Annotated in this window: 25 protein-coding genes; 6 read left to right on the forward strand and 19 right to left on the reverse strand. The window is 68.2% G+C overall.

Annotated elements, in window-relative coordinates; all coding sequences use genetic code 11:
- Positions 1-37: 37 nt before the first annotated feature.
- The 7 genes from ACIA58_RS15945 to leuA all read right to left on the reverse strand — a co-directional run bounded on the left by ACIA58_RS15945 (position 38) and on the right by leuA (position 8227).
- A complete protein-coding gene (locus ACIA58_RS15945; protein ID WP_396404389.1) occupies positions 38-1897 on the reverse strand; it encodes an ABC transporter substrate-binding protein in 1860 nt (619 codons plus the stop codon).
- A gap of 64 nt (positions 1898-1961) precedes the next feature.
- On the reverse strand, positions 1962-2165 hold the full coding sequence (locus tag ACIA58_RS15950) for a hypothetical protein (protein ID WP_396404390.1): 204 nt from the start codon (positions 2163-2165) through the stop codon (positions 1962-1964).
- Positions 2165-3214: an ABC transporter ATP-binding protein gene (locus ACIA58_RS15955; protein WP_396404391.1), complete on the reverse strand. Its 1050-nt coding sequence runs from the start codon at positions 3212-3214 to the stop codon at positions 2165-2167. The genes ACIA58_RS15950 and ACIA58_RS15955 overlap by 1 nt, the downstream gene beginning before the upstream one ends.
- Positions 3211-4293 carry an ABC transporter ATP-binding protein gene (locus ACIA58_RS15960; RefSeq protein WP_396404392.1) on the reverse strand — a complete coding sequence of 361 codons (1083 nt, stop codon included), beginning with the start codon at positions 4291-4293 and terminating at the stop codon, positions 3211-3213. Before ACIA58_RS15960 ends, ACIA58_RS15955 begins: the two co-directional genes overlap by 4 nt.
- 7 nt (positions 4294-4300) lie before the next feature.
- Positions 4301-5206 (reverse strand): ABC transporter permease, encoded by a 906-nt coding sequence (locus tag ACIA58_RS15965; RefSeq protein ID WP_396404393.1) that lies wholly within the window; start codon positions 5204-5206, stop codon positions 4301-4303.
- 4 nt (positions 5207-5210) lie between these two features.
- Complete coding sequence (locus ACIA58_RS15970; protein ID WP_396404394.1) at positions 5211-6182, reverse strand: ABC transporter permease; 972 nt, start codon at positions 6180-6182, stop codon at positions 5211-5213.
- 371 nt (positions 6183-6553) lie between these two features.
- The gene (gene leuA, locus ACIA58_RS15975) at positions 6554-8227 is read right to left on the reverse strand and encodes a 2-isopropylmalate synthase (protein ID WP_396404985.1); all 1674 of its coding nucleotides are present in this window, start codon (positions 8225-8227) and stop codon (positions 6554-6556) included.
- A 331-nt stretch (positions 8228-8558) separates the two neighbouring features.
- Here leuA and ACIA58_RS15980 point away from each other — a divergent pair, with 331 nt between their 5' ends.
- Both ACIA58_RS15980 and ACIA58_RS15985 read left to right on the forward strand, forming a co-directional pair.
- Positions 8559-9221, forward strand: coding sequence for a response regulator transcription factor (locus ACIA58_RS15980; RefSeq protein ID WP_396404395.1), 663 nt, complete (start codon positions 8559-8561; stop codon positions 9219-9221).
- On the forward strand, positions 9218-10549 hold the full coding sequence (locus ACIA58_RS15985; RefSeq protein ID WP_396404396.1) for an ATP-binding protein: 1332 nt from the start codon (positions 9218-9220) through the stop codon (positions 10547-10549). Before ACIA58_RS15980 ends, ACIA58_RS15985 begins: the two co-directional genes overlap by 4 nt.
- Before the next feature lie 3 nt (positions 10550-10552).
- Here ACIA58_RS15985 and ACIA58_RS15990 read toward each other — a convergent pair whose 3' ends face one another.
- Positions 10553-11803 carry a DUF1501 domain-containing protein gene (locus ACIA58_RS15990; RefSeq protein WP_396404397.1) on the reverse strand — a complete coding sequence of 417 codons (1251 nt, stop codon included), beginning with the start codon at positions 11801-11803 and terminating at the stop codon, positions 10553-10555.
- A gap of 9 nt (positions 11804-11812) precedes the next feature.
- Positions 11813-13102 (reverse strand): DUF1800 family protein, encoded by a 1290-nt coding sequence (locus ACIA58_RS15995; RefSeq protein WP_396404398.1) that lies wholly within the window; start codon positions 13100-13102, stop codon positions 11813-11815.
- Positions 13103-13247: 145 nt separating this feature from the next.
- On the opposite strand from ACIA58_RS15995, the gene ACIA58_RS16000 reads away from it, so the two are divergent.
- Positions 13248-13628: a VOC family protein gene (locus ACIA58_RS16000; protein ID WP_396404399.1), complete on the forward strand. Its 381-nt coding sequence runs from the start codon at positions 13248-13250 to the stop codon at positions 13626-13628.
- Positions 13625-14038, forward strand: a complete 414-nt coding sequence (locus ACIA58_RS16005; protein WP_396404400.1) for a PPOX class F420-dependent oxidoreductase — start codon at positions 13625-13627, stop codon at positions 14036-14038. Before ACIA58_RS16000 ends, ACIA58_RS16005 begins: the two co-directional genes overlap by 4 nt.
- Here the strand turns inward: ACIA58_RS16005 and ACIA58_RS16010 are convergent.
- Positions 14028-15011 carry an AraC family transcriptional regulator gene (locus ACIA58_RS16010; RefSeq protein ID WP_396404401.1) on the reverse strand — a complete coding sequence of 328 codons (984 nt, stop codon included), beginning with the start codon at positions 15009-15011 and terminating at the stop codon, positions 14028-14030. The two genes, ACIA58_RS16005 and ACIA58_RS16010, sit on opposite strands and share 11 nt — an antisense overlap.
- A gap of 73 nt (positions 15012-15084) precedes the next feature.
- Here ACIA58_RS16010 and ACIA58_RS16015 point away from each other — a divergent pair, with 73 nt between their 5' ends.
- On the forward strand, positions 15085-16068 hold the full coding sequence (locus tag ACIA58_RS16015; protein WP_396404402.1) for an oxidoreductase: 984 nt from the start codon (positions 15085-15087) through the stop codon (positions 16066-16068).
- Positions 16069-16109: 41 nt separating this feature from the next.
- Positions 16110-17099, forward strand: coding sequence for a GNAT family N-acetyltransferase (locus ACIA58_RS16020; protein ID WP_396404403.1), 990 nt, complete (start codon positions 16110-16112; stop codon positions 17097-17099).
- Positions 17100-17152: 53 nt separating this feature from the next.
- On the opposite strand, the gene ACIA58_RS16025 is transcribed toward ACIA58_RS16020, so the two are convergent.
- From ACIA58_RS16025 to ACIA58_RS16065, 9 genes are all read right to left on the reverse strand, one after another.
- Entirely contained in the window at positions 17153-18106 is a 954-nt protein-coding gene (locus ACIA58_RS16025; RefSeq protein ID WP_396404404.1) for a hypothetical protein, read from the reverse strand.
- 304 nt (positions 18107-18410) lie between these two features.
- Complete coding sequence (locus tag ACIA58_RS16030) at positions 18411-19061, reverse strand: hypothetical protein (protein WP_396404405.1); 651 nt, start codon at positions 19059-19061, stop codon at positions 18411-18413.
- Positions 19058-19726, reverse strand: a complete 669-nt coding sequence (locus ACIA58_RS16035) for a GNAT family N-acetyltransferase (protein WP_396404406.1) — start codon at positions 19724-19726, stop codon at positions 19058-19060. The genes ACIA58_RS16030 and ACIA58_RS16035 overlap by 4 nt, the downstream gene beginning before the upstream one ends.
- Positions 19726-20655, reverse strand: coding sequence for a GTPase Era (gene era / locus ACIA58_RS16040; protein WP_396404407.1), 930 nt, complete (start codon positions 20653-20655; stop codon positions 19726-19728). The genes ACIA58_RS16035 and era overlap by 1 nt, the downstream gene beginning before the upstream one ends.
- The gene (locus ACIA58_RS16045) at positions 20639-20971 is read right to left on the reverse strand and encodes a cytidine deaminase (RefSeq protein WP_396404408.1); all 333 of its coding nucleotides are present in this window, start codon (positions 20969-20971) and stop codon (positions 20639-20641) included. Before ACIA58_RS16045 ends, era begins: the two co-directional genes overlap by 17 nt.
- Before the next feature lie 63 nt (positions 20972-21034).
- Positions 21035-22339, reverse strand: coding sequence for a hemolysin family protein (locus ACIA58_RS16050; protein WP_396404409.1), 1305 nt, complete (start codon positions 22337-22339; stop codon positions 21035-21037).
- A gap of 18 nt (positions 22340-22357) precedes the next feature.
- Positions 22358-22837 (reverse strand): rRNA maturation RNase YbeY, encoded by a 480-nt coding sequence (gene ybeY / locus ACIA58_RS16055; protein WP_130447149.1) that lies wholly within the window; start codon positions 22835-22837, stop codon positions 22358-22360.
- Positions 22834-23760: a PhoH family protein gene (locus ACIA58_RS16060; RefSeq protein WP_396404986.1), complete on the reverse strand. Its 927-nt coding sequence runs from the start codon at positions 23758-23760 to the stop codon at positions 22834-22836. The genes ybeY and ACIA58_RS16060 overlap by 4 nt, the downstream gene beginning before the upstream one ends.
- 281 nt (positions 23761-24041) lie before the next feature.
- Positions 24042-24245 carry a hypothetical protein gene (locus ACIA58_RS16065; protein WP_396404410.1) on the reverse strand — a complete coding sequence of 68 codons (204 nt, stop codon included), beginning with the start codon at positions 24243-24245 and terminating at the stop codon, positions 24042-24044.
- Between the last annotated feature and the right edge of the window lie 92 nt (positions 24246-24337).

Consider the following 24337-nt stretch of genomic DNA (forward strand, 5'->3'; position numbering starts at 1 on the left):
CCGACCCAATCAGACAAACAGGTCAGCCGACAAGCGGTTAAACCGGCGCGACCTTGCCCTGGTACATGTACATGATCACGAAGTTGTCCGCGTACGGCGCGTTCTTCAGGATCGGGTCGTCGTCGGCCGGGAACTTCGCCACCCGGGTGCCCTCGAGCGCGGGGTTGTTACCGTAGCGCTCCCAGAGCGGGATGATCGGCAGCAGCTCGTTGAAGGCCATCGCCGCGGCGGTGACGTTCTTCTTCTGCTCGTCGAGGTTCAGGCCCTGTGCGGACTTGTCCACCACGGACTGCAGGTCGATCGGACCGGCCGAGGTGGTCTGCTTCAGCGGGAAGTTCATCCCCTTGCCGCCCGAGTTCGCCGCCGTCACGTAGTTGAAAGTGTACAGGTTCTGGACGAACGCGAAGTACGGGTGCGGGTGGTTCGACGCGCCCCAGGTCTGGATCGCGAAGTCGAACTTGCCGGCCAGGACGTCGGGGTTCAGCTGGGTGAAGGTGATGCCCCGCTTGGTGATGTTGAACCCGAACTTGTTCAGCTGGTCGGCCGCGTTGGTGGCGGCCGGGTTCCAGTCGGCGAACTCGGTCGGGAACTTGATGTCGTACGCCGCCGGCTTGCCGCTCGGCAGCATCCACTTGCCACCGGTCTGCTTCCAGCCCGCCGACTGCAGCAGGCTGGTGGCCTTGGCGAGGTCCTTCTCGTAGGCGTTCAGCTTCTTCTGGTCCGCGTCGGAGATCCAGTCCGGCACAGAGATGTCGGAGAAGCCGGCCATGAACTTGCAGGGCTTGCCGGAGTCGCCGAGCGCGACCGTGCCGTTCTCGGCGCGGTCGAGGACGTAGGCGATCGCCTGGCGTACCTTCGGGTCGGACAGCTCCGGGTGCGCGGTGTAGTTGAACACCAGCGCCGGGCCGGAGTACACCGGCGGCCGGAGGATCCGGAAGCCGCTGGACTGCAGCGTCTTCTCGGTCGCGACCGCGAAGCCGTGGGTCGCGTAGTCGACGTCCTTGTTCAGGACGACGGGGGTGACGTCGGAGGTCTCACCGTTGTACAGGAGAACCTTGCTGAAAGCGATCTTGTCGGCGAACAGGCCCTTGTCGTTCTTGACCAGGTTCATCTGCGCGTTGGTCATGTTCTTCGCGTCGAAGTTGAACGGACCCGACACGACCGGGTTCTCCGGACGGAACTTCTGGAAGTCGCCGTTGAGCTGCTTGCCCTCGGCGCTGTCCAGGCTGGTCTTGGCCTTACGCATCGTCTCGGCCTTGGTGGCCCACTCGCCGTACACCGAGTCGGGCATGATCGGCGCGCGGAGGATGTACCGCTCGAGCACGGTGGACGGCGTACCGATGGTGAAGGTCACCGTGGTGTCGTCCTTGGCACTGACGTCGGACAGGAACGCCCACGACTGCTGGCGCATCAGCCAGTGCAGGTTGAACGTCGACACGACGTCCTTGGCGGTGACCGGCTTGCCGTCGCTCCAGGTCAGCCCGGACCGGAGCTTCATCGTGTAGGTCTTGTTCGCCGCGTCCAGCGTGCCGGACTCGGCCATCATCCATTCCCACTTCTTGTCGGCCCAGTAGTACAGGCCGCCGCTGGGGTAGACGAGGTCGAGGTACGGGCTCTGCTGCTGGATGCCGTCCGTGACGCCGGCGGCCAGGTTGAAGTGGCCCTTCGGCGGCAGCTGGTACGGGTACGCGCCGTGGAACTCCTTGTTGGCGTTCTTGCTGCTGTCCCCGCTGCTGGTCGGGGAACTCGGCGAGCAAGCCTCCAGCGACCCGATGCCGGCCACGCCGACACCGGCGATGCCGAACAGCTGGAGCACGTGCCGGCGCGACATCGCGTTGGTCCGGGGGCTGGCCCCCGGGGAGTTGGTGCCGGAATCGTTGGTGCCGGTGGGACTCATTCCTTCGTCCTTTCTGATCTGACCGCACGACTGTGTGCGTCAGGCACTACTGGTTTGGGTACTGCTAACCGCCCTCGCGTTTTTCCCGCCGCCGGGTCCAGACGACCCCGACGACGACGATCAGGCCCAGTAGCAGGCCCAAACACAAGGTGAACAGGGTGACGACGAACTCCGGAGTACCGGGCGTCAGCGTGAGCAGTAACGCTCCGCTGGCCAGTACCAGGAACGCCGCCCAGCCGAGCGCCGCCCGGCCGATCTGCGGTGACATCAGGCCACCGGCTCATCACGCCGGACCTCCCCGGCTCCGTCGCGGGCCACCACATGGCAGGCCGCGGACTGACCGGAACGAATCTCGACCAGCTCCGGCACCGCGCCGTCGCACAGGCCATCCTCGAACATCGGGCAGCGCGGATGGAACGAGCACCCGCTCGGCAGGTGGGCCAGACTCGGGATCTCCAGGCTGCGCAGCGATTCGCGGCCCTTGGTCTTGGTCAGGTCCGGGTCCGGCTCGGGGATCGCGTCGATCAGCGCCCGGGTGTACGGATGCGTCGGCGCGTTGATGATCTTCGGCGTCGGACCGAACTCGACGATCCGGCCGAGGTACATCACCGCGGTCTTGCCGTTCCAGCCGAAGTACTTCGCGATCGCGAGGTCGTGGGTGATGAACAAGAACCCGACCCCGAGGTCGTCGCGCAGCCGGCCGAGCATTGCCAGCACGCTGATCCGGATCGACACGTCCAGCATCGAGGTCGACTCGTCCGCGATGATCAGCTTCGGGTCCAGCGTGAGCGCCCGGGCCACCGACACCCGCTGGCGCTGACCACCGGACAGCTGGTGCGGGAACTTCGGCAGATAGTTCTCCGGCGGGGTCAGGTCGACCTTGGTGAGCAGCTCGGCCGCCTTCTCGGCGGCAGCCTTCTTGGTCTTCACCACGCCGTGCTTGAGCAGCGGAGCGGTGATCGTCTGCTGGATGGTCCGGGTCGGGTTCAGCGAGGCGTACGGGTCCTGGTGGACGTACTGCACGCTGCGGCGGAAGGCGCCGAAGTCGTGCCGGTTCATCGACCAGATGTCCTTGCCGTCGAACGCGACCTGACCGTCGGTGGGCCGGGCCAGGCCGGCCGCCATCCGGGCCGCGGTGGTCTTGCCCGAGCCGCTCTCGCCGACCAGGCAGAGCACCTCGCCCGGGTTGACCGACAGATCGATGTTGTCGACCGCGCGGATCGGACCCGCCTTGGTCTCGAACACCTGACTGACCCCGCCCAGCGTCATCAGCGGCGTACGGCTCTCGGCCTGCGGGGTCTCTTCCAGCGCGCTCATGACGCGGTCCCCAAATCGTTGGGCACCTCGCGGTCGAGGTGCACGTCCTTCCAGTGGATGCAGGCGACGTCGTGGGCGCTGCCCGGCTCGTCGGTCACCGGGAGCAGCGGCGGCTCGTCCTGCTTGCACTCGTCGGTGGCGAACTTGCACCGCGGGTTGAACGTGCAGCCCGTCGGCAGCGCGGCCAGGCTCGGCGGACCGCCCGGGATCGACTCGAGGTCGGGCAGGTCACCCACGATCGGCGGCACGGCCTTGATCAGACCGAGCGTGTACGGGTGCCGCGGGCGGTAGAACAGGTCACGGACGCCGCCGGTCTCGACCAGGCGCCCGGCGTACATGGTGGCGACCCGGTCGGCGAGCTCGGCCGCCAGCGACAGGTCGTGGGAGATGAAGATCATCGAGAAGCCGAGCCGCTCGCGCACCTCGTGCAGCACGTCGACGATCGACCGCTGGGTGAGGATGTCGAGCGCCGTCGTCGGCTCGTCCAGGATCAGGACCTCCGGCTCGAGCAGCAGGCTCATCGCGATCAGCACCCGCTGCCGCATCCCGCCGGACAGCTCGTGCGGGTAGCAGTCCATCACCCGCTCCGGCTCCAGCCGGACCAGCCGGAGCAGCTCGCCGGCCCGGTCCTCGATCTCCTGCCGGCTCGCCTTGGTGTGCGCGCGCATCGTGTCGTGCATGTGCGCGCGGATCTTCAGCACCGGGTTGAACGCGTTCATCGCGCCCTGGAAGACCATCGCCGCGTCCCGCCAGCGGAACCGCCGCAGGTCGCGACCGTCCAGGCCCAGGATGTCGATCTCGGTGCCGTCGCCCCGGTTGAAGGTGACCTTGCCGCTGGCGTGACCGAGCCGCGGCAGCAGGCGGAGCAGGCCGAGCCCGAACGTCGTCTTGCCGCAGCCGCTCTCCCCCACCAGGGCAAGGCTTTCGCCCGGGTACAGATCGAGGTCGACGCCGCGGACGGCCTTCACCGTGGCGCCGGCGCCGGTCCGGTACTCGACCTTGAAGTCGCGCACCGACAGCAGTGGCTTGCCCTCGCCGCCGCGCACCGCGCGGGAGGATCCCGAAGTTGTCGTCGTCACCATGGGCTCACCGGTCCCGGAGGCGCGGGTTGAGGATCTCTTCGAGGGATCGTGTCATCATCACCAATCCGAGCAGCAGCAGGATGATCGCGACAATCGGGCTGAGGATCCAGGCCAGGCTGTTGTCGTTGAAGATCGCGCCGGCGATCCAGGCGCGGTTGAGCATGATGCCCCAGTTCGACCCGGTCAGCGGCGCCAGACCGAGCAGGTAGAGGCCGACCAGCTGATAGATCGCGTTCGTCACGCCGATCATGAAGTTCATCAGGATGAAACTGGCCATGTTCGGCAGGATCTCGACGAACACCACTCGCGGCGTACCGAGATCCAGTAGTCGTGCGGCCTCGACGAACTCACGTTCCTTCAGTGAGAACACCTGGGCCCGGACGGCCCGGGTCAGCACCGGCCAGGACAGGCCGCCGACCAGGAGCGCCAGCAGGACCGGCGAGTCGAGCTTGAAGAACGCCCCGAGGACCGCGAGCAGGACGATCTGCGGGACGGTCAGGAACACGTCGGCCATGGTGACCACGACCGAGTCGACCCAGCCGCCGAGGTAGGCGGCCAGTGAGCCGAGCACGATGGCGATCGTGGTGGAGATCGCCGCGGCGACGAAGCCGACGAAGATCACCGTCCGGCCGCCGCTGATCATCTGGATCAGGACGTCCTTGCCCTCGTTGTCGGTGCCCAGTAGGTGCCCGGGCGTGCCGGCCGGGAGCAGGATCTCCTTGACGTTCGGCGCCACCTCCGGGGTGAAGAACGGCCCGATCGCACTGATCAGCACCAGCAGGGCCACCAGCACGAAGCCGATGAAGCCGGCCGGACTGCGCCGCAGCGACTTGAGGATTCCGGCGAAGCGGGAAACGCCGGTCGTTCCGATCGCGGCGGCGGCGCCGGTGGCGGCTACGGTGTCTGCCATCTCGTCACCCCTTGCCCTGGACGCGGATCCGCGGATCCAGCCTGCTGTAGAGAATGTCGGCGAGCAGGTTGGCCGCCACCACCGAGATCGTGATGACCAGGAAGATCCCCTGCAGCACGGCGTAGTCGCGGCCGTTGACCGCGTTGAAGAGGCTGAACCCGATGCCCTGGTAGCCGAAGATCTTCTCCACGAAGATCGATCCGCCGACCACGAATCCGAGCGAGACCGCGAGCTGGCTGAACAGCGGCAGGACGGCGTTGCGGCCGACGTACCCGTTCCTGATCCGCGAGTCGGACAGGCCGCGGGCCCGGGCAACGGTCACGTAGTCCTCACCGAGCGTCTCCACCGTCGACGACTTCATCACCAGCGCCCAGGAGCCGACCGTGGTCAGGGTGTAGGCGAGGATCGGCAGCGCCGCGTGGTAGAAGATGTCGTTCAGGAAGGCCAGGCTGAAGGACGGATGCACGCCTGGTGTGTACGAACCGCGCGCCTCGGTCAGGTTGAACCATTGCAGTTTCACCCCGAGGAAGACGACGATCAGGATCGCCAGGATGTAGTTCGGGATCGCGTGCAGGAACGCGCCGATCGAGGTGAGCAGATGGTCGACCCAGGTCTCGCGGCGATAGGCCATGACCATGCCGGCCGCGATGCCGATGACGAACGCGAACACCGTGGCCACGCCGACCGAGAACAGCGTCCACGGCAGGTAGGTCCTGATGACCGAGGCAACGGTCGTGCCCGGCGAGAGCGCCGAGTTGCCGAAGTCGCCTTGCAGCAGGTTCAGCATGTAGGTCGCGTACTGCTGGATCAGCGGCGCGTTCGGGTCCAGGGAGAAGAGGTTCTTCGCCTGCGCGGCGGCGGCCTCGTACGAGATGCCGGTCTGCGCGATCTGGGTCTGGATGTAGGTGTCGACCGGGTTACCCGGCAGCAGCCGGACCAGGAAGAACGTTCCGGTGGTAACGATGAAGACGGTCAAGACGGCCTTGAAAAGTCTTCGGACAAGCCAGGCGTTGAAGAAGCGCCGAACAGCCGAGGGTCTCGGTTCGACAACCGGTCCTTCGATCAGTTTCGACGCGGGTGTCTCGACCGCACCGCTCACTGCTCACCTCCACGCGACTGCCAGGGAAAGTCGGTGGCGCAGAACCACTCAACAGCACGACTTAGTAACGCTGTCTTGCAAGGATCTGCGCATAGTGACGCTAGTGTGCGCAACCCCAGTCATCGAGTCAACGTCTTGAGGCAACGTTGAGACAACGTTGCGGTCCGTGACGCAACGGTACCGGGGCGTGCTGAAATCGCCCGCCTCTGAAACAGAGACGGGCGATTCGCCGGAAGAATGTGACGGACTCAGCGCGTGGCGCGATTGACAGCCGAGACGACCGCCTTCAACGACGCGGTGAGGATGTTGGCGTCGCGCCCGACACCCCAGAAAACCTCCTCGCCGACCTCGCACTCGACGTACGCCGCGGCCAGCGCGTCACCGCCCGCGGAAAGCGCGTGCTCGTGGTAATCCAGCACCCGTACGTCGTACTTCAGCGGCTTGATCGCGTCCACGAACGCCGACACCGGACCGTTGCCCTCGCCAACGAGCTCGTGCGGTACGCCATTGGAATAGACCTGAACCCGGAGCTGGTCGCCCTGGCCCTCGCCGGACGTGGAGTTCACGCTCAGCAGCGAGAGCTTGCCCGGAGCAAGGTATTCGGCCGCGAAGATGTCCCACATCTGCTGCGGGCCGACCTCGCCGCCCTCGTTGTCGGTGTGCTGCTGGATCACCCGGCTGAACTCGATCTGCAGCCGGCGCGGCAGGTCGAGCCGGTGCTCGGACTTCATCATGTACGCGACGCCGCCCTTGCCGGACTGCGAGTTGACCCGGATCACGGCCTCGTAGCTGCGGCCGACGTCCTTCGGGTCGATCGGCAGGTACGGCGCCTCCCAGGTGATCTCGCCGACCGGCTTGCCCTCGGCCGCGGCCTGCTTGTCGAGCGCCTCCAGGCCCTTCTTGATCGCGTCCTGGTGCGAGCCGGAGAACGCGGTGTAGACCAGGTCACCGGCGTACGGCTGGCGCTCGGGAACGCGCATCTGCGTGCAGTACTCGACCGTGCGGCGGATCTCGTCGATGTCGGCGAAGTCGATCTGCGGGTCGATGCCCTGGCTGAACAGGTTCATCCCCAGGGTGACCAGGTCGACGTTGCCGGTGCGCTCACCGTGCCCGAACAGGCAGCCCTCGACCCGGTCGGCGCCGGCCATCAGCGCGAGCTCGGTCGCGGCCACCGCCGTACCGCGGTCGTTGTGCGGGTGCAGGCTGATCGCGCTGTGCTCGCGCCGGGTCAGGTGCCGGCCGAACCACTCGATCTGGTCGGCGTACACGTTCGGCGTGCACATCTCGATGGTCGCCGGCAGGTTCAGGATGATCTCCCGGCCCTCGGCGGGCTGCCAGACGTCGCTGACCGCCTCGCACACCTCGAGCGCGAACTCCAGCTCGGTGCCGGTGAAGATCTCCGGGCTGTACTGGTACCCGAACTCGCAGTCGCCGAGGATCTCGTCGGCGTACTTCATCACGGTCTCGGTGCCCCGGACGGCGATGTTGCGGCACTCGGCCTTGTCGACGTTGAACACCACCCGGCGGAACAGCGGGGCGGTCGCGTTGTACAGGTGGATGGTCGCCTTCGGCGAGCCCTGCAGCGACTGCACGGTCCGCTCGATCAGCTCCTCGCGGGCCTGGGTCAGCACCGAGATCGTCACGTCGTCGGGGATCGCGTCACCCTCGATCAGGCTGCGGACGAAGTCGAAGTCGTACTGGCTGGCGCTCGGGAAGCCGACCTCGATCTCCTTGTAGCCCATCTTCACCAGCAGGTCGAACATCCGCCGCTTGCGAGCCGGCGACATCGGCTCGACCAGGGCCTGGTTGCCGTCGCGGAGGTCGGTGGACAGCCAGCGCGGCGTGTGGTCGACGGACCTAGCCGGCCAGGTGCGGTCGGGCAGCTCGATCGGCGGGAACGCGCGGTAGCGATGGGTCGGCATACCGGACGGCTGCTGGACGGGCTTGGGCTGGTTCTTCGGTGCCACGGGGGTTCTCCTCGGGAAGCTGTCTACTGCGGGGTCGCTTGGACGACCGGCGAACGACAGAACTCCGCGGCGAGGGAACCGGCCTTAACAGGCCTCGCCGCGGCAGCGAAGGAGGAGAAGCTGGTGCCGCATGATGCCTGCGAGTCTATGCACAACTCCCCCGGCCCGTCGAACCGGGGGTCTCGACGCGCGAGACACTCAGAGTGACGGCGTCCTCGCTGAGGATGTGCTGAAGATTCTGTTCGGCCGCCGGTGAGCGGCCTGTGGACGGTGCGAGGATGGCCGGATGACGGCGCGGGTGCTGGTGGTGGAGGACGCGGAGCCGATCCGGACCGCCGTCGGCATCGCGCTGACCGAGGCCGGGCACACCGTGCTCACCCGGCCCGACGGCGAGAGCCTCGAGCGGGACCTGGCGGAGTACCGGCCGGACCTGGTGCTGCTCGACGTGATGCTGCCTGGACGGGACGGGTTCGAGCTGCTGACGGTCACCCGGGAGACCTCGAACGCCGGCGTGATCCTGCTGACCGCGCGCGACGCCGTCGGCGATCGGCTGCACGGGCTGCGGACCGGAGCGGACGACTATGTGGTGAAGCCGTTCGTGCTGGCCGAGCTGATCGCGCGGGTGGAGGCGGTACTGCGGCGGATGGGGCGGTTGCGGACCGTCCTCTCGGTCGGCGATCTCGAGGTGGACGTCGAGGCGCGCGCGGTCCGCCGGGGCGGTACTCCGATCGAGCTGACCGCCACCGAGTTCAAGCTGCTCACGTTCCTGGCCGGCCGCGACGGGAAGGTGGTCGGCAAGACGCAGTTGCTGACCGCGGTCTGGGGGTACGACGACTACGCGGACAACCTCGTCGAGGTGTACGTCAGCGGACTGCGACGCAAGCTGGAGGCACACGGCCCGCGGCTGCTGCATACCGTCCGCGGGTCCGGGTACGTGCTGCGCCCATGAGAGGGCTCCGGACCGGGTCGCTGCGAGTACGGGTGACGGTGACGGCGATCGCCGTACTGCTGGTCGTGCTGCCGATCACGGGGCTGACGGTGAAGGCGGTGTTCGACGCGCAGGCCGAGCGCAGCCTCGACTCGCTGCTCACCGGACGGGCGCAGCTGGCCCAGCAGCTCGCCCGCCAGAACGTTGCACCAGGCAACTTGGTCCGGCGGGTGGACGCGGACGGCGTACGGGTCACGTTGATCCTGCGCACCGGGCGGCAGTTCGGAGCGCCGCCGGTCGACGCGGGCGGGACCGTTCGGCAGGTGAAGGCGACGTTGCAGGCGGGGCAGCAGACGAAGGGCGCGACGCTGATGCTGTCCGCCGACACCGGCTTGCTCGCGGACGCGAGTTCGCGGCTTCGGACGGTGCTGTTGATCTCCGGCGCGTTGGCGATTCTGATCACCGCGCTCGCGCTGGTGATCGGGATGCGCTTCGCCCTGGCGCCACTGGACGCGATGACCGGGCTGGCGCGCTCGATCGCGGCGGGTCGACGGGGTGGCCGGCTGCAGCCGGAGCGCGCCGACACCGAGCTCGGGCGTACGGCGGCTGCCTTCGACGAGATGCTCGACGCACTCGAAGGCGCGGAGAACGTCGCGCGGCGGTCCGAGGTGGTCGCGCGGGAGGCCGAGGGCGTTGCGAGGCAGTCGGAGGACCGCATGCGGGAGTTCGTCGCGGATGCCGCGCACGAGCTGCGGACGCCGGTCACGGGACTGCAGACGGCCGCGGAGGCGCTGATCCAGCTCGGGCCGCACGCTACGGCTTCGCAGCGCGAGGAACTCGAACTGCTGCTGGTCCGCGAGTCTCGGCGGGCCGGCACACTGGTCTCCGATCTGCTGGAGCTGAGCCGCATCGACGCGGGTCTGCAGCTCCACCTGACCCAGGTCGACCTCCGCCACCTCGCCGACGCGCAGGCTGCCCGGGTCCGGTTGGTCGCTCCCGAGTTGGACGTCGAAGTCACCGGCGCGGCGACCGTCACGGCCGACCCCGAGCGGCTGGCCCAGGTCGTCGCCAACCTCGTCGACAACGCCCGCCAGGCAGGCGCCCAGTCGGTCCACATCTGCGTCGACGGCACCGGCGTACTGGTCGAGGACGACGGCCCCGGGGTACCGCCACCCGCCCGGGAGCGCATCTTCGACCGCCTCGTCCACGGCCCCAACAGCAAAGGCGCCGGGCTCGGCCTGGCCATCGCTCGCGGTGTAGCCCGTGCCCACGGCGGCGATCTGACCGTGGGCGACCGCGCGGACGGCAAACCAGGCGCGGCCTTCCACCTTCACCTGACTGCTCAATAGGCGTCAGACGCGGAGGAGGCCGTTGATGGTCGTGGTGTGGTCGGCGAGGATGCGTCCCGGGTCCTCACCCAGCACGTGTTGGAGGACCGTCGCGTAGACGTCCCGGAAGTCGGTGCCCGCCTTGAGGTCGCCGTTGGAGAGGTCGGTGAGGCTCGGCTGGTTGCCGTAGAAGCCGCCGGAGACCTTCTCGCCGAGCAGGAAGACAGGGCCGGCGGTGCCGTGGTCCGTGCCGTCGCTGCCGTTGGCCTGGACCCGGCGGCCGAACTCGGAGTACACCAGCACGACCGCGTTCTTGCCGCGGTCCGTCTTCTGCAGCCGCTGCACGAACGGCGTCAGCGCGCCATCCAGCTCGGTCAGCAGCCGCTGTTGCGTTCCACGCTCGTCCGCATGCGTGTCGAACCCGCCCAACGACGCGGAGTACGCGCGGGTCGGCACGCCCGCCTCGATCAACCCGGCGATCAGCTCGAGCTGCGCACCGAGTTGCGACGTACCGCCGGCGGACGTACCCTTCGTGCGCTCCTCGTCGTCCTCGTCCTCCTGCTCGTGCCCGCTCTTGACGGCCTTGCCCAGCACCTGCGTCGCGTTCTGCAGGTCCAGCACGGACTTGGCCGCCCGCGCCTGCCAGTGGCCCTCTCCCGGGCTCGGCTTGCCCAGCGCGGCGTACGCCGTACCCAACGCACCGCCGGGCAAGGACAGTCCGCGCAACGGAAGGGACGCAGCCGCCGTGGTTTCGCCGGCGAGGAGTGGCGGCAGGGTGGGTTCGACGGAGACCGCGCGCAGTGGATCGGCGCCGGTCGCGTCGAGCCAGCGGCCGAGCCAGCCGGTCGGGATCGGCGACTTCGGCGAGGCCGTCTGCCAGATCGCCATCGACCGGAAGTGACTGCGATCCGGGTCGGGGTATCCGACACCACGCACGATCGCGAGCCGCTTGTCGTCCCACAAGCCCTTGAGGCCCTTCATCCCGGGGTTCAGCCCGAGGCCGTCGCCGAGGTCGAGCACCTCGTTCTGCTGGTACGCCAGGTCGGGCCGGGCCTTCTGGTACGCCGGGTCCGCCGCGGGGACGACCGTGTTCAGACCGTCGTTGCCGCCGTACAAGGTGATGACGACCAGTACCGACTGGTCGCTCGGCAACGGATCGTCGACGGCCGCAGCCATCAGGTCGGACCAGTTCACCTGCGTCGCCCCGGCCGCCAGCGCACCGGCCGCCGTCACCCCGCTGAGGGCCAGGAATCGCCTTCTCGTCAGATTGTCCACAATTCCGCCCTATCCGCTCACCACGTACTCGGGTGCGCACGCCGCGACCGCGGTCAGCTGCGCAGGATCCTTGACACCGGCCAGTGCCGACCGGGTTCGCGCTGTCCAGTTGTCGACACCGAGCAATGCGCCGACGGCGCTGACCCGATCCGTCGCATTGTCGACAGTTGACAAGTCGGCCTTCCTCGCCAGCTGCTGCGCGAGCTGCAGCCGGGTGACGCCGGCCGACGTGGTCAGCCAACTCGCGCCCGCCGGCCAGCCGCCGACGCTCGGCGGCCGGAACGGCAACTGGCCCATACCGCGCAGCCCGGCGAGTAGCTTGGTCTGCTCCTTCTCCTCCAGCTTGCTCGGCCGGAGCCGGAGCGCGCGGAGCAACCCGACCGCCCATTCGACCGGCTCCTTCACCAGGCTCGACGCCGGGTCCTTGAACGCCGCCTCGGCGACCATTGCCGTGAGCAATGACTTCACGTCGCGGTTGACGCCGTACGCCGTAGTCAGCCGGGCGACCGTCGCGGCATCGGGCGGCGTCGCCGACACCAGCCGGAACCACAACCGCCCGATCACGAACCCGGCCGACGCGGGCTGGGCGAGCGCGAGCCGCGCGAAACCCTTCGCGTCGAAGTCACCGGTCTTGCCGAGGACCGTCTTGCTGCCGGTGTCGAACCGCTTCCGCTCGAACGTGGCGACATCCTTGCGCAGCACCCACCCGGTCAGGCAACGGGCACCCTGCGCCACGTCGGCCTCCTGGTAGTGGCCGATGCCGAGCGTGAACAGCTCCATGAACTCGCGGCCCAGGTTCTCGTTCGGCGAGCCCTTGCGGTTCTTCTGCCCGTCGAGCCAGCGGATCATCGCCGTGTCCACGATCATCGACTGCGCCAGATCACCGAACCGGCCGAGGGCGAGGTTGCGCTGGGTCTGGTTCTGCGCCAGCATCCAGGCCGCGTTGCGAACCTTCTGGTTGCTGGTCGCGAAATGCCCGTGCCAGAACCAGGTCAGCCGCTCCCCTGCGGTCCGGCTGACCACCATCCGGTCCAGCCACCACATCGTCAGCTTCCGCTCCTGCGCGGCCCGCTGCTTGTTGGCGGCCTTCTTCGCATCCTTGTCGTCCTTCTTCTTCGCCACATCGGGCGGCTGCAGGCCGGTCGGCGCGGGAACGGCCTCGGCCGCGGCATCCTTCGCCGGCCCCAGCAGCCGGCGTACGGTCACGTCGACGCTTGCCTCCAGGTCACCTGGTGCCGGCCCGAACCCGAACCGATCGTTCAGCCGCCGCACCACGGCCCGCTCGCTGATCTCGGTCATGTCTTCGATGGTTTCCAGTCCGCGACCCCCGGACCAGGATCCGGGCGATTTCTTCAGCCGATCCACAGGTACTGAGTAGCGCCCGCTGGAGGTCGTCAGCGGATTCCTTGCCTTCAAGGATGCTTGAGCTATTAGCGTTCTCGGCATGACTCCGATGATGAGGATCGCCCGGCCGAGCACCGGGCTCGCGGCGATCGAGCGGTTCTACGTGGACGGTCTCGGATTGAGCGTGCTGTACCGGAAATCCGACGACAGCCACCACCTGCTGATGGTCGGGTGGCCCGACGCCGGATGGCACCTCGAGTTGGTCGAGGACCCGGAGGTCCGGCCGCGGCCCACCGAGGAGGACCTGCTGGTGATCTACCTCGACGGCCCAGTGCCGGCCGACCTCGTGGAGCGGCTGGTCTCGGCGGGCGGTCACGTCGTGCCGTCGCGCAACCCGTACTGGGACACTTGGGGTGTGACCATCGTCGATCCCGACTCCTACCGGCTGGTGCTGTGCACGCGATCCTGGAGCAACAAATGACATCCCTGCTCGATCGCATCGGTACGCACGGGCTTGGTGTGCTGGTCACCATCAAGCGTGACGGGCGGCCGCAGCTGTCCAACGTCACGTATGTCTTCGACGGCACGCGGGTCCGGGTCTCGCTCACCGACGGGCGCGCCAAGACCAAGAACTTGCGCCGCGACCCGCGCGCCAGCCTGTACGTCGACGGTCCGCGCGGCCGCTCGTACGTCGTACTGGAAGGCAAGGCCGAGCTCAGTCCGGTCGCGGCCGACCCGCACGACGCGGTCGTCGAGGACCTGGTCGACTACTACCGGACCGCGACGGGCGAACACCCTGACTGGGACGAGTACCGCGCGGTCATGGTCGAGGACAAGCGGCTGATGTTCTCGATGACCGTCGACCACGCGTACGGGATGCCTAAGCCGTAGCTTCGTCCATTTCGGGAACCATCCGGGCCTCCCGGGCCGCCCGGGCCGCCTCGCGGTAGCGGCGTGGAGCGACGCCGTTGACGCGTTTGAACGCGTTGCTGAACGCACTGTCGGAGGTGTAGCCGAGCGTGTGCGCGACGGCGGACAGCGGCTGATCGCCATCGCGCAGGGCTCGCTCGGCGAGGCGCATGCGCCAGTTGAGCAGGTACGTGAGGGGCGGGACACCGGCAACGGAGCGGAACCGCTCGGCGAACGTCGTACGGGACATCGCGGCCGCTCGGGCGAGTTCCTCGAGCTGCCACGCCCGGCCGGGTTGCTCGTGCATCAGGCGAAGGGCCGGGGCGATGCGCTCGTCGGCGATCGCGCGCAGCCAGCCGACCGGGAGCGCGCCGACTTCCGCGACGCAGGCCCGCAAGGCCTCGAGGAAGAGCAGGTGCGCGACGTCGGCGGCGGCCAGGCTCGCGCCGGGCTCCGAGGTCGATGCCTCGTGCAACAACCGGTTCAGCAACCACCGGAAGGTCGCGGCCCGCTCGTCGGTGGCCCGGAGGTGCGTCACCGGCGGCAGGGCGCGCATCAGCAGCTCTTCGCCGGTGCGATTCAGGCTGACGTGACCGCCGACGCCGACGACCCGCGGGCCGACGCCGGTCGTGACGCCACTGCCGAAGCGGGCGATCGGCCCGTCGGCGGCGCCGAACGCCGCGACCGCGTCCTCGACCGGCACGGCGTCGGAGTTGCCCTTCACGAACTCGTGTCGGCCGTCGAACAGCACGATGTCCCCCGGCTCCAACTCGATCCGGCCGCTCGTCAGCTCGTCGTCGAAATCGATCCAGCATGTTCCCTCGACCGCCGCGGTGAACTTGAGCCGGTTCGTCGCCGGGTAACGCAGCGCCCACTCGCCGATCGCCTCGAAGCCGCGGGAGACGTGGCAGCGCGCCTCGGTGAGCGCGAGGGTGTCGGTGAGCGGATCGGTCACATCCGTACTATCGCGCAAGTTGTCGGCACTCTCAAGCATTCTGCGTCCGGCTATCCCGGCATACCGTCGAAGCATGCAAACACCGATAGGCTCAGGATTCAGCGCGGCTTCCACGACGTACGACGTACTCCGAGGCGTCGATCTCCACGGGAAGGTCGCGATCGTCACCGGCGGGTACTCCGGCCTCGGCAAGGAGACTGTCCGCGCCTTCCGGTCCGCGGGAGCCGACGTCATCGTGCCGGCGCGCGACGTCGCTCGGGCTGCCGGTGAACTGGCGGACATCGACGGGGTCGTCGTAGAGCAGCTGGACCTGCTGGATCCGGCGAGTATCGACGCGTTCGCGGACCGGTTCCTGGCCGCCGGCCGTGCGCTGCACATCCTGGTGAACAGCGCGGGGATCATGGCGAATCCGCTGACCCGGGACGCCCGCGGGTACGAGTCGCAGTTCGCGACGAACCATCTCGGGCATTTCCAGCTCACGACGCGGTTGCTGCCGGCGTTGCGGCAGGCCGGTGGCGCACGGGTGGTCGCGGTGTCGTCGCGCGGGCACCGGTACAGCGCGGTCGATTTCGACGACCCGAACTTCGAGCATCGCGAGTACGCGCCGTACCCGGCGTACGGGCAGTCGAAGACCGCGAACATCCTCTTCGCCGTCGAGCTGGACGAACGGGAGCGGGCGAACGGGATCCGCGCGTTCGCCGTACATCCGGGCAGCATCATCACGCATCTGGCCCGGTACTCCGACCGCGAGACGTTGCGCGACGGCGGGTTCCTGGACGAGAACTACGAGCCGATCATCGATCCGGCGCGTGGGCTGAAGACGGCCGAGCAGGGCGCGGCGACGCAGGTGTGGTGTGCGGTCAGCCCGCAGCTCGACGGGTGCGGCGGGGTGTACTGCGAGGACGCGGATATCGCAGTGGTTCATGCGTCCGGCGTACCGGACAGCGAGGTGCTGGCGGTGACTCCGGGCGCGTTCGGCGTACTGCCGTATGCGATCGACCCGGAGAACGCGCGGCGGCTGTGGAAGCTCAGCGAGGAACTTCTCGACCGCGGATAAACCAGTCGCGGTAACTGGGTCGCTCGGTGGACGCTGGGGCGGTGGAGATCTCGAAACTGCTGCCCGACGACGAAGCCGGGTGCGCCGAAGCCGTTGCGCTGAAGAACGCAGGCGCCAAACTCGACTGCCCGGAGATGCTGCAGCCGACCGCGCGTGGCTATGCGAACATGCTGCGCTACGGCTGGGACATGGAGCCTGAGTACGCCTATCTGGCGCGGGACGCCGACGGGACCGCCGTCGGGCTGCTGGGCATGGGCGTCAACCTCTACGACAACACGAACCAGGTCTGGATCGACATCGACGTCCATCCGGATCATCGTGGCCATGGTGTCGGCTCGGCACTGGTCGAGTACGCCGAGGGGCTCACCCGCGAGCTGGGGCGGGACACGATCGGCTACGGCTGCGTGGACCTGCCGAAGGCGGATGCGTTCGCCCGGCGGCACGGGTTCGAGCAGAAGGCCGTCGAGGTGAACCGGCGACAGGACCTGACCGGGCTGGACTGGGATGTGGTGCAGCGGCTGTACGACGACGCGGTCGCCGCGTCCACGGCGTACGAGCTGACGAAGCTGACCGGCACCCTGCCCGAGGAGTTGCTGGCGGACATGGTCATGCTGACCGCCGCCATCAACGATGCTCCGAAGGACGACCTGGACATGGAGGACGACGTCTACAGTCCGGAGCGGCTGCGGGCGTACGAAGAGGCGCAGTCGAAGAGCGAGCACACCATCTACCGCGTGATCGCCCGCGAGAAGTCCACCGGCGCCCTCGCCGGCCACACGGTCATCGCTGTCGAGCGCGAACGCCCGTACGTCGGCGAGCAGCACGACACGTCAGTAGCCCGGGACCATCGGGGCCACCGCCTCGGCGCGCTCGTCAAGTCCGCGATGCTCCGCTGGCTCCGCGAGGCCGAGCCCGCGCTGACCCAGGTGGACACCTGGAACGCCGAATCCAACAACCACATGATCGGCATCAACGAACAACTCAACTACAAGATCGTCGCCCGCATCCTGGCGTACCAGAAGAAGCTCTGAACAGACCGGGGGCGCCGCAACCAGCGACGCCCCCGGCTTCTACTGCTGAAGGCTCACTCGCCCACGAGCTGGTTCCAGTGGCCGGTGATCGCGAAGATGCCGGTGCCCGGCACGGTGCCGCCGGTGACCCGGCCATACGACGTGACCGCCGTCGCCGAGCCGTTGAACTTGCTCATCGCGTACTGGTAGGCCGAGTCGGTGTCGTTGTCGAAACCGGTCACCAGCGAGCCGCCCTTGTCACCGCAGCCCGTGGCGGCCAGCGACTCGTACGCCGCGAAGCCCGTGCTCCGGACCAGCTTCAGGATCGGCTTCGTCGAGGCGGCGGCCGGGATCCGGACCGTCCACAGCGCACCGGCCTTGGTGGTCATCAGCAGCGTGTCGTACGACGGGTTCTCCGCCACCACGGTCATCGCCTTGAAGCCCTTGAAGCCGGCGAAGTGGCCGAGTGCCCGGAAGGTGGCGCCCGACGCCGCGTAGCGGTAGAGGCTGCCGTTGGTGCTCAGCCCGTACAGGTACGAGCGGTTCGGCGCGGTGATGGCGTAGTTCGACGTCACGAGCTGGGTGAAGCTGGTCCAGCCGGAGCCGATCCGCGCGTACGTCGGCCGCGCGTTGTCGGTGTCGAAGTAGGTGACACCGCGGTACAGCGTGCCGTTCTGCACGAACAGGCTGTGGTAGTAGAAGTGCGCGTCGGTCTGCACGCCGTACCACGTCGTGTTGAGACGCGTGCCGACGAACGGGAACTCCGCAAAGAACTCACCGCGCGGCGGCTTGGCCGGCGTGACCAGGACGTCGTTGATCCCCGGCGTCGGGGTGTTGAAGCCGACATCCTGCGCGCATCCCCCGGAGGCGAGCTTGGTGTTCGGCGTGGTCTTCAGGTTGCCGTTGGCCGGGTGGGCGATCGCGGGCGTCGGGTTGGACCGGACGGCGGCAGTGGCCGGGCCGGCGGCGGCCGTGGCGGCGAGCATGCCGACCCCGGCCAAGGCGAGCGCGAAGCGCTGCAGTTTCATACTGGAAGTCCCCCTCAGGACATGAATGACCTCGATGATCCTCGAGACCGTGCGCGAGCATAACGTGCGTCGGGGACGAACCGCGCCACGGTTGCACCTTGTTGCAACGGTCCAGGCTAGACCGCCTGAACCACTGTGACCTTCATCTCATTCGACAGGCTGAAACCCAACGAACGGTTCAGCCGGCTTGTCGCGACAGCGGGTCGGGACCTTGAGTGGGTGGCGGATCTGCACCACTCATCAACCTCGTCGCTTCACGCCGGCCCACGCTCAGCTTCCGGCCGGCACCGGCCACGGTCGGGTCTTACTGAGTGCTGCCGGTCCGCCCCAGGCCGAACAGCTTGGCGACCTGGTCGGCCAGCTCTTCTTCGGAGCGGTCGATGTCGACGACCAGACCGGTCAGACCGAGCCGCGCGGTCTCGCCGGCGATCCGTTGGGTGAACATCCGGTCCCGCTCCAACAAGTTGCCCAAGGCCCGTTCCGGCGCACTCGTCCGCCCGGCGATGGCCCACAGCGATCCCCGCCACTCCAAGGCGGCCCGCCGGAACCCCGGCGTCGGCAACAGCCACACGGCCTGCCGCCGATCGGCCAGCAACGGCTCCACCAGCTCGGGCAGCAGCCGGAACCCCTCCACCACGATCGGCTCCGCCGGCAAGCTCAGCAGGTCTTCGACAATCAGCCCGAAGGCCTCGCCACGGAACCAGTGGAACGTGTCGAGCATGACCTCGGGTGACCGCTTCGCCCAGCGCTCGTCCATGTCCATGGCGAGGAAATCCTGCAGGTACGGCGTTTCGCCGGGGCTGCTGCGGGCGGTGTGGTCGCTCATCGAGCGGTCGGTGTCGTAGCGGCGAAGCCCGAAGCGGTTGGCGAGGTGGGTGGAGATCGTCGACTTGCCGGCGCCGGTGCCGCCGCCCAGCCAGTAGACGTGGGCGAGGCGGGTGCGGAGGTCGGTCACGCGGGCTGGACGATCGTTACCGACATTTCGTTCGACAGGGTGAGGGCGAGTTTGTTGTAGAGGGCGATGGCGTTGGTGTTGGAGCCGGCGGTGTGGAGGAACGGGGTGCGGCCTGAGGACGTGATGTGGGCGGCGACCGCGCGGATGAGGCGGGTGGCCAGGCCTTGGCCTTGGTAGGACGGGTGGGTGCAGACGGCGCTGATCTCGGTGTGGGTCGGGAGGACGAAGCGGGTGCCTGCCATCGCGATCAGGTCGCCGTCGCGACGGATGCCGACGTACGTGCCCAGCTCGATCGTGCGGCTGCGGAACGGCCCGGGGTCGGTCAGCGCGACCAGCGCGAGCATCTCGGGTACGTCGTCGACGCCGAGCAGCACCGCCTCCGCGTCCTCGGCCGGAAGCGACGCCGGCGCGACGAACTGGACCAGCGGGATCTCCAGGTCCACCTTGAGGACGTCAGGGATCGGCACGCCCGGCCGCATCAGCGCACCCGTCGTACCGGGGCCGAGCAGCGCCGCCGCGTCCGCCCAGTCCTGCTCGGTCGGTACGTCGGGCAACGCCAGGAACGGCGCGACCGCCGTCGGGTAGCGACGGGCGTTGCCGCGGACTTCGGCGAGGTGCGCGTGCGGGCCGGTGAGAGCGGCGTACACGGGATTCTGCAGGCTCATCAGAACCCTAGTTTGCGCAACTGCTTGGAATCTGTCTGCCAGTTTTTGGCGATCTTCACGTGCAGGTCGAGGTACACCGGCGTCCCCAGCAGCGCCTCGATCTGCCGCCGGGCGGCCGCGCCGACCTCGCGCAGGCGGGCGCCCTTGTGGCCGATCACGATGCCCTTCTGGCTCTCCCGCTCGAGGAAGATGTTCGCGTAGACGTCCAGCAGCGGCTTGTCCTCGGGGCGGTCCTCGCGCAGGTTCATCTCGTCGATGGTGACCGCGATCGAGTGCGGTAATTCGTCCCGGACACCCTCCAGCGCGGCCTCGCGGATCAGCTCTGCGACGAGCGTCTCCTCGGGTTCGTCGGTGATGTCGCCGTCCGGGTAGAGCGGGAAACCGGCCGGCAGCAGCTTCACGAGCTCGTCGGCGACCACGTCGACCTGGTACCCCGACGTCGCCGACACCGGCACGATCGCCGCCCACTCGATCCCCGCGGCCTCACCGAGCGCCTGGATCTCGGCCAGATGCTCGACCATCCGGTCGGGCTCGACCAGGTCGGCCTTGGTGGCAAGCGCGACCTTCGGCGTCTTCGCGACCTTCGCCGCCTCGCTCACCAGGAACCGGTCGCCGGGACCGATCTTGTCGCTGGCTGGCAGGCAGACCGCGATCACGTCGACCTCGGCCCAGGTCGTCTTCACCAGGTCGTTCAGCCGCTCGCCCAGCAGCGTCCGCGGCTTGTGCAGACCAGGGGTGTCGACCAGGATCAGCTGCGCGTCCGCCCGGTGCACGATCCCCCGTACGGCGTGCCGCGTGGTCTGCGGCTTCGACGAGGTGATGACGATCTTCTTGCCCACCAGAGCGTTGGTGAGCGTGGACTTGCCGGCGTTGGGCCGACCCACGAAGCAGGCGAACCCTGCCTTGAAGTTCTCAGGTGTGGACGACATCGCGGGCCTCTCCGGTGCCATTGGCATGTACTACGGGAACGTTGGCGCCGGCGAAGTGGCGTACGACGCCGATGTCGACGGAGTCGGCGTCCGTGACGACCGCGGCAGCTTCCAGACCCTTCACACCCGACGAGAGCGCCATCGCGACCGCGAGCTGCAGCGCGGTCAGCTCGACGGTGTCCAGCGCGACCGTGCACGCGGCGTACGTCCGCCCGTCGGTGTCGCGCACGGCGGCCCCTTCAGCGGCCCGGGTCCGGGCCCGGGCAGCGCGCGCGAGCGTGACAAGTTTGGCGTCCTCCGCCGAAAGGTCTGACAAGAAAACTCCAAAGGAAGAAAGGAAAGAGGAGGGTGGTGGGCTAAAGGAAGGAGGGGTGGTGGGCTAGGCGTGCTGGTGGTTCTGGTCCTGGGGCGCGGGAGCGGGCTCCTCGCGTCGTACCAGAACCGTACCTACCTGGTTGCGGCGACCGGACGGCCGCTCCGCCGTGAGCGACAAGCCCTCGATCGCCACCTCGGCGCCGGGGATCGGCACCTTGCCCAGCAGCTTGGCCATCAGACCGCCGACCGTGTCCACGTCGTCGTCGTCCAGCGGTACGCCGAACAGCTCGCCCAGCTCGTCGATCGGCAACCGGCTCGAGACCCGGTACGCGCCGTCGGACAGCTGCTGCACCGAGTCCGGGTCCTCGTCGTACTCGTCGGTGATCTCGCCGACGATCTCCTCGAGGATGTCCTCGATCGCGACGAGTCCGGCCGTACCCCCGTACTCGTCGACGACGATCGCCAGGTGCATCCGGGCGGCCTGCATCTCGCGCAGCAGCTCGTCGACCGGCTTGGAGTCCGGGACGTACATGCACGGCCGCATCACCGACTCGACCCGCTCGGTCGACTCGGCCTGCGCGTTGTCGTAGACGCGGCGCATCACGTCCTTGAGGTAGACGACGCCGAGGATGTCGTCCAGCGACTCGCCGATCACCGGGATCCGCGAGTACCCCGAGCGCAGCGCCAGCGAGGTGAGCTGGCGGAGCTTCTTGTGCCGCTCGATGTAGACCATGTCGGTCCGAGGCACCATCACCTCGCGGACGATGGTGTCGCCGAGCTCGAAGACCGAGTGGATCATCTGCCGCTCGCCGGACTCGATCACCGCGGACTTCTCCGCGTAGTCGACCAGCGCCCGCAGCTCGGCCTCGGTCGCGAACGGACCCTCGGCGAACCCCTTGCCCGGGGTCAGCGCGTTGCCGATCAGGATCAGGAACTTCGGCAGCGGGCCGAGGATCCCGGTCAGCGCCATCACCGGACCGGCCGAGATGATCGCGAACCGGTCCGAGTGCTGCCGGCCGAGCGTCCGCGGCGCGACCCCGATGATCACGTACGACACCAGGACCATCACCACGGCGGTGATCAGGACGTGCTGCCAGGTCACCGACAGGACGCCGGACAGCGCCTGCGTGACCAGCACGATCGCGGTGATCTCGCAGATCAGCCGGAGCAGGAGCAGCGAGTTCAGGTACCGCGGGGCGTCGGACAGCAGGTTCCGCAGCCGGACGGCCCGCAGGTTGCCCAGCTCGACCTGCTCGTTCGCACGCACCTTGGAGTACGACGACAGCGCTGCCTCCGCGCCGGCGAACAGACCGGCGAGCAGGACGAGCACCGCAGCCACAACCAGCAGAACGAGGTCGTGGTAGCTCACCGCAACGTCACTCCTGCCTCAGACACTCTCGAGCCGGTTACCAGGTGCCCGCCATGCTTCCAGCAGGCGGCCCTGGACGTCCCACATCTCCGCTTTCTCGGCGGGTTCGGCGTGGTCGTACCCGAGCAGGTGCAGGATGCCGTGCACCGTCAGCAGCTCCAGCTCGGCCCACGTGCCGTGGCCGGCCTTCGCGCCCTGCGCCGCGGCGACGGTCGGGCAGAGCGCGATGTCGCCGAGATGACCGAGCGGCAGGTCGCCGTCGTCGTCGTCGGACGGACCGGGCCGCAGCTCGTCCATCGGCCACGACATCACGTCGGTCGGACCCGGCAGGTCCAGGAACTCGACGTGATACCGCGCCATGGTGTCCTCGTCGACCAGCTTGATCGACAGCTCACACTCCGGGTGCAGCCGCAGCGACGACATCACGAACCGGCTGAGCCGCATCAGTCCGTGGGCGTCGATCTCGACTCCGGACTCGTTGTTGACCTCGACGTTCATCGGTGGGTTTCAGCACTACCTTCATAGTTTTCGTACGCCGAGACGATCCGCCCGACCAGCTTGTGCCGGACCACGTCGTGCGAGGTCAGCCGGCAGAAGGTCAGGTCCTGCACACCTTCGAGGATGTCCTGGACGACGCGCAGACCCGAATGCGTCCCGGTCGGCAGGTCGACCTGGGTGACGTCGCCGGTGACGACCATCTTCGAGCCGAACCCGAGCCGGGTGAGGAACATCTTCATCTGCTCCGGCGAGGTGTTCTGCGCCTCGTCGAGGATGATGTAGGCGTCGTTCAGCGTGCGGCCGCGCATGTAGGCCAGCGGCGCGATCTCGATCGTGCCCGCCGTCATCAGCCGCGGGATCGACTCCGGGTCGAGCATGTCGTGCAGGGCGTCGTACAGCGGGCGCAGGTACGGGTCGATCTTCTCCGACAGGGTGCCGGGCAGGAACCCGAGCCGCTCACCGGCCTCGACGGCCGGCCGGGTCAGGATGATCCGGGTGACCTCCTTGGCCTGCAGCGCCTGGACCGCCTTGGCGACCGCCAGGTAGGTCTTGCCGGTGCCGGCCGGGCCGATGCCGAAGACGATCGTGTTCTTGTCGATGGCGTCGACGTAGCGCTTCTGGTTCAGCGTCTTCGGCCGGATGGTGCGGCCGCGGCTGGACAGGATGTTCTGCGTCAGCACGTCGGCCGGGCTCTCGGCCGTGGCCTGCTTGATCATCGCGATGCTGCGCTCGACCGAGTCGGCGGTCAGCCCGTGCCCGGTCCGGATCACCGCGATCAGCTCGTCGATCAGCCGCTCGGCCAGGGCCAGTTCGGCCGGCTCACCGTTGAGCGTGATCTCGTTGCCGCGGACCATGATGTCGGCGGCGAACTCCTTCTCGACGATGCGGAGGAACTCGTCCCGGGCTCCGAGCAGGGCCACCATGTCGATGCTGTTCGGCACGACGATCTTGTGTGATGCCTGCGCGCTGGCGGCGGCGCCGTTCGCGCGCGCCTCCGGTTCGATACTGCGTGGCCTGGACAGGCTCTTCCTCCTGAGTACTGGTGATGTGGCCTCCCATGCTAGCCGCCTCGTCCGACACCCTCACTTGTAATTCCCCGGGACACGCTCCCGGGCGGTCGTTCCGGGGCCGGCCTGTGCCCGCTCGAGCCCGATGCGGCGGTCCCCTTCGGCCGCCCACTCGCGGGTCGGGTGCAGATGTACGGTCACCCCGGCGGGCGACGGGCGCAGCATCGGGGCCAGATCTCGTCGTCGACCCCCAGCGCGTGTCCAGGCGTGAAGACGTGCAGCGACTGTCGCAGACCGTTGATCGTCGCGTCCGGCCCGGCAAGGTGCTGGTAGAGACGCGTGACGGCGGCGTAGGTGATTTCGTGATGGCCTGGCCACCGACCGTCACCGCGCTGCCGCATCTGATCGGGCTCCCATCAGATCGGGCCATCCTGTTGTCAACCTAGAAGGCGGTCTTGGCGTCTTCGTGTCGTGGCTCAACCGGCCGTGGTGT

This window comes from Kribbella sp. NPDC051586 (assembly GCF_044453965.1).
Taxonomy (GTDB): domain Bacteria; phylum Actinomycetota; class Actinomycetes; order Propionibacteriales; family Kribbellaceae; genus Kribbella.

Excerpts from the sequence above, each read along its gene's own strand:
- ACIA58_RS15945 (WP_396404389.1), bottom strand. The coding sequence starts at position 1,897 with ATGAGTCCCACCGGCACCAACGATTCCGGCACCAACTCCCCGGGGGCC.
- ACIA58_RS15950 (WP_396404390.1), bottom strand. The coding sequence starts at position 2,165 with ATGTCACCGCAGATCGGCCGGGCGGCGCTCGGCTGGGCGGCGTTCCTG.
- ACIA58_RS15955 (WP_396404391.1), bottom strand. The coding sequence starts at position 3,214 with ATGAGCGCGCTGGAAGAGACCCCGCAGGCCGAGAGCCGTACGCCGCTG.
- ACIA58_RS15965 (WP_396404393.1), bottom strand. The coding sequence starts at position 5,206 with ATGGCAGACACCGTAGCCGCCACCGGCGCCGCCGCCGCGATCGGAACG.
- leuA (WP_396404985.1), bottom strand. The coding sequence starts at position 8,227 with ATGCCGACCCATCGCTACCGCGCGTTCCCGCCGATCGAGCTGCCCGAC.
- ACIA58_RS15980 (WP_396404395.1), top strand. The coding sequence starts at position 8,559 with ATGACGGCGCGGGTGCTGGTGGTGGAGGACGCGGAGCCGATCCGGACC.
- ACIA58_RS15985 (WP_396404396.1), top strand. The coding sequence starts at position 9,218 with ATGAGAGGGCTCCGGACCGGGTCGCTGCGAGTACGGGTGACGGTGACG.
- ACIA58_RS15995 (WP_396404398.1), bottom strand. The coding sequence starts at position 13,102 with ATGACCGAGATCAGCGAGCGGGCCGTGGTGCGGCGGCTGAACGATCGG.
- ACIA58_RS16000 (WP_396404399.1), top strand. The coding sequence starts at position 13,248 with ATGACTCCGATGATGAGGATCGCCCGGCCGAGCACCGGGCTCGCGGCG.
- ACIA58_RS16005 (WP_396404400.1), top strand. The coding sequence starts at position 13,625 with ATGACATCCCTGCTCGATCGCATCGGTACGCACGGGCTTGGTGTGCTG.
- ACIA58_RS16015 (WP_396404402.1), top strand. The coding sequence starts at position 15,085 with ATGCAAACACCGATAGGCTCAGGATTCAGCGCGGCTTCCACGACGTAC.
- ACIA58_RS16025 (WP_396404404.1), bottom strand. The coding sequence starts at position 18,106 with ATGAAACTGCAGCGCTTCGCGCTCGCCTTGGCCGGGGTCGGCATGCTC.
- ACIA58_RS16035 (WP_396404406.1), bottom strand. The coding sequence starts at position 19,726 with ATGAGCCTGCAGAATCCCGTGTACGCCGCTCTCACCGGCCCGCACGCG.
- era (WP_396404407.1), bottom strand. The coding sequence starts at position 20,655 with ATGTCGTCCACACCTGAGAACTTCAAGGCAGGGTTCGCCTGCTTCGTG.
- ybeY (WP_130447149.1), bottom strand. The coding sequence starts at position 22,837 with ATGAACGTCGAGGTCAACAACGAGTCCGGAGTCGAGATCGACGCCCAC.
- ACIA58_RS16060 (WP_396404986.1), bottom strand. The coding sequence starts at position 23,760 with ATGGTGGCCCTGCTCGGAGCCCGGGACGAGTTCCTCCGCATCGTCGAG.
- ACIA58_RS16065 (WP_396404410.1), bottom strand. The coding sequence starts at position 24,245 with ATGCGGCAGCGCGGTGACGGTCGGTGGCCAGGCCATCACGAAATCACC.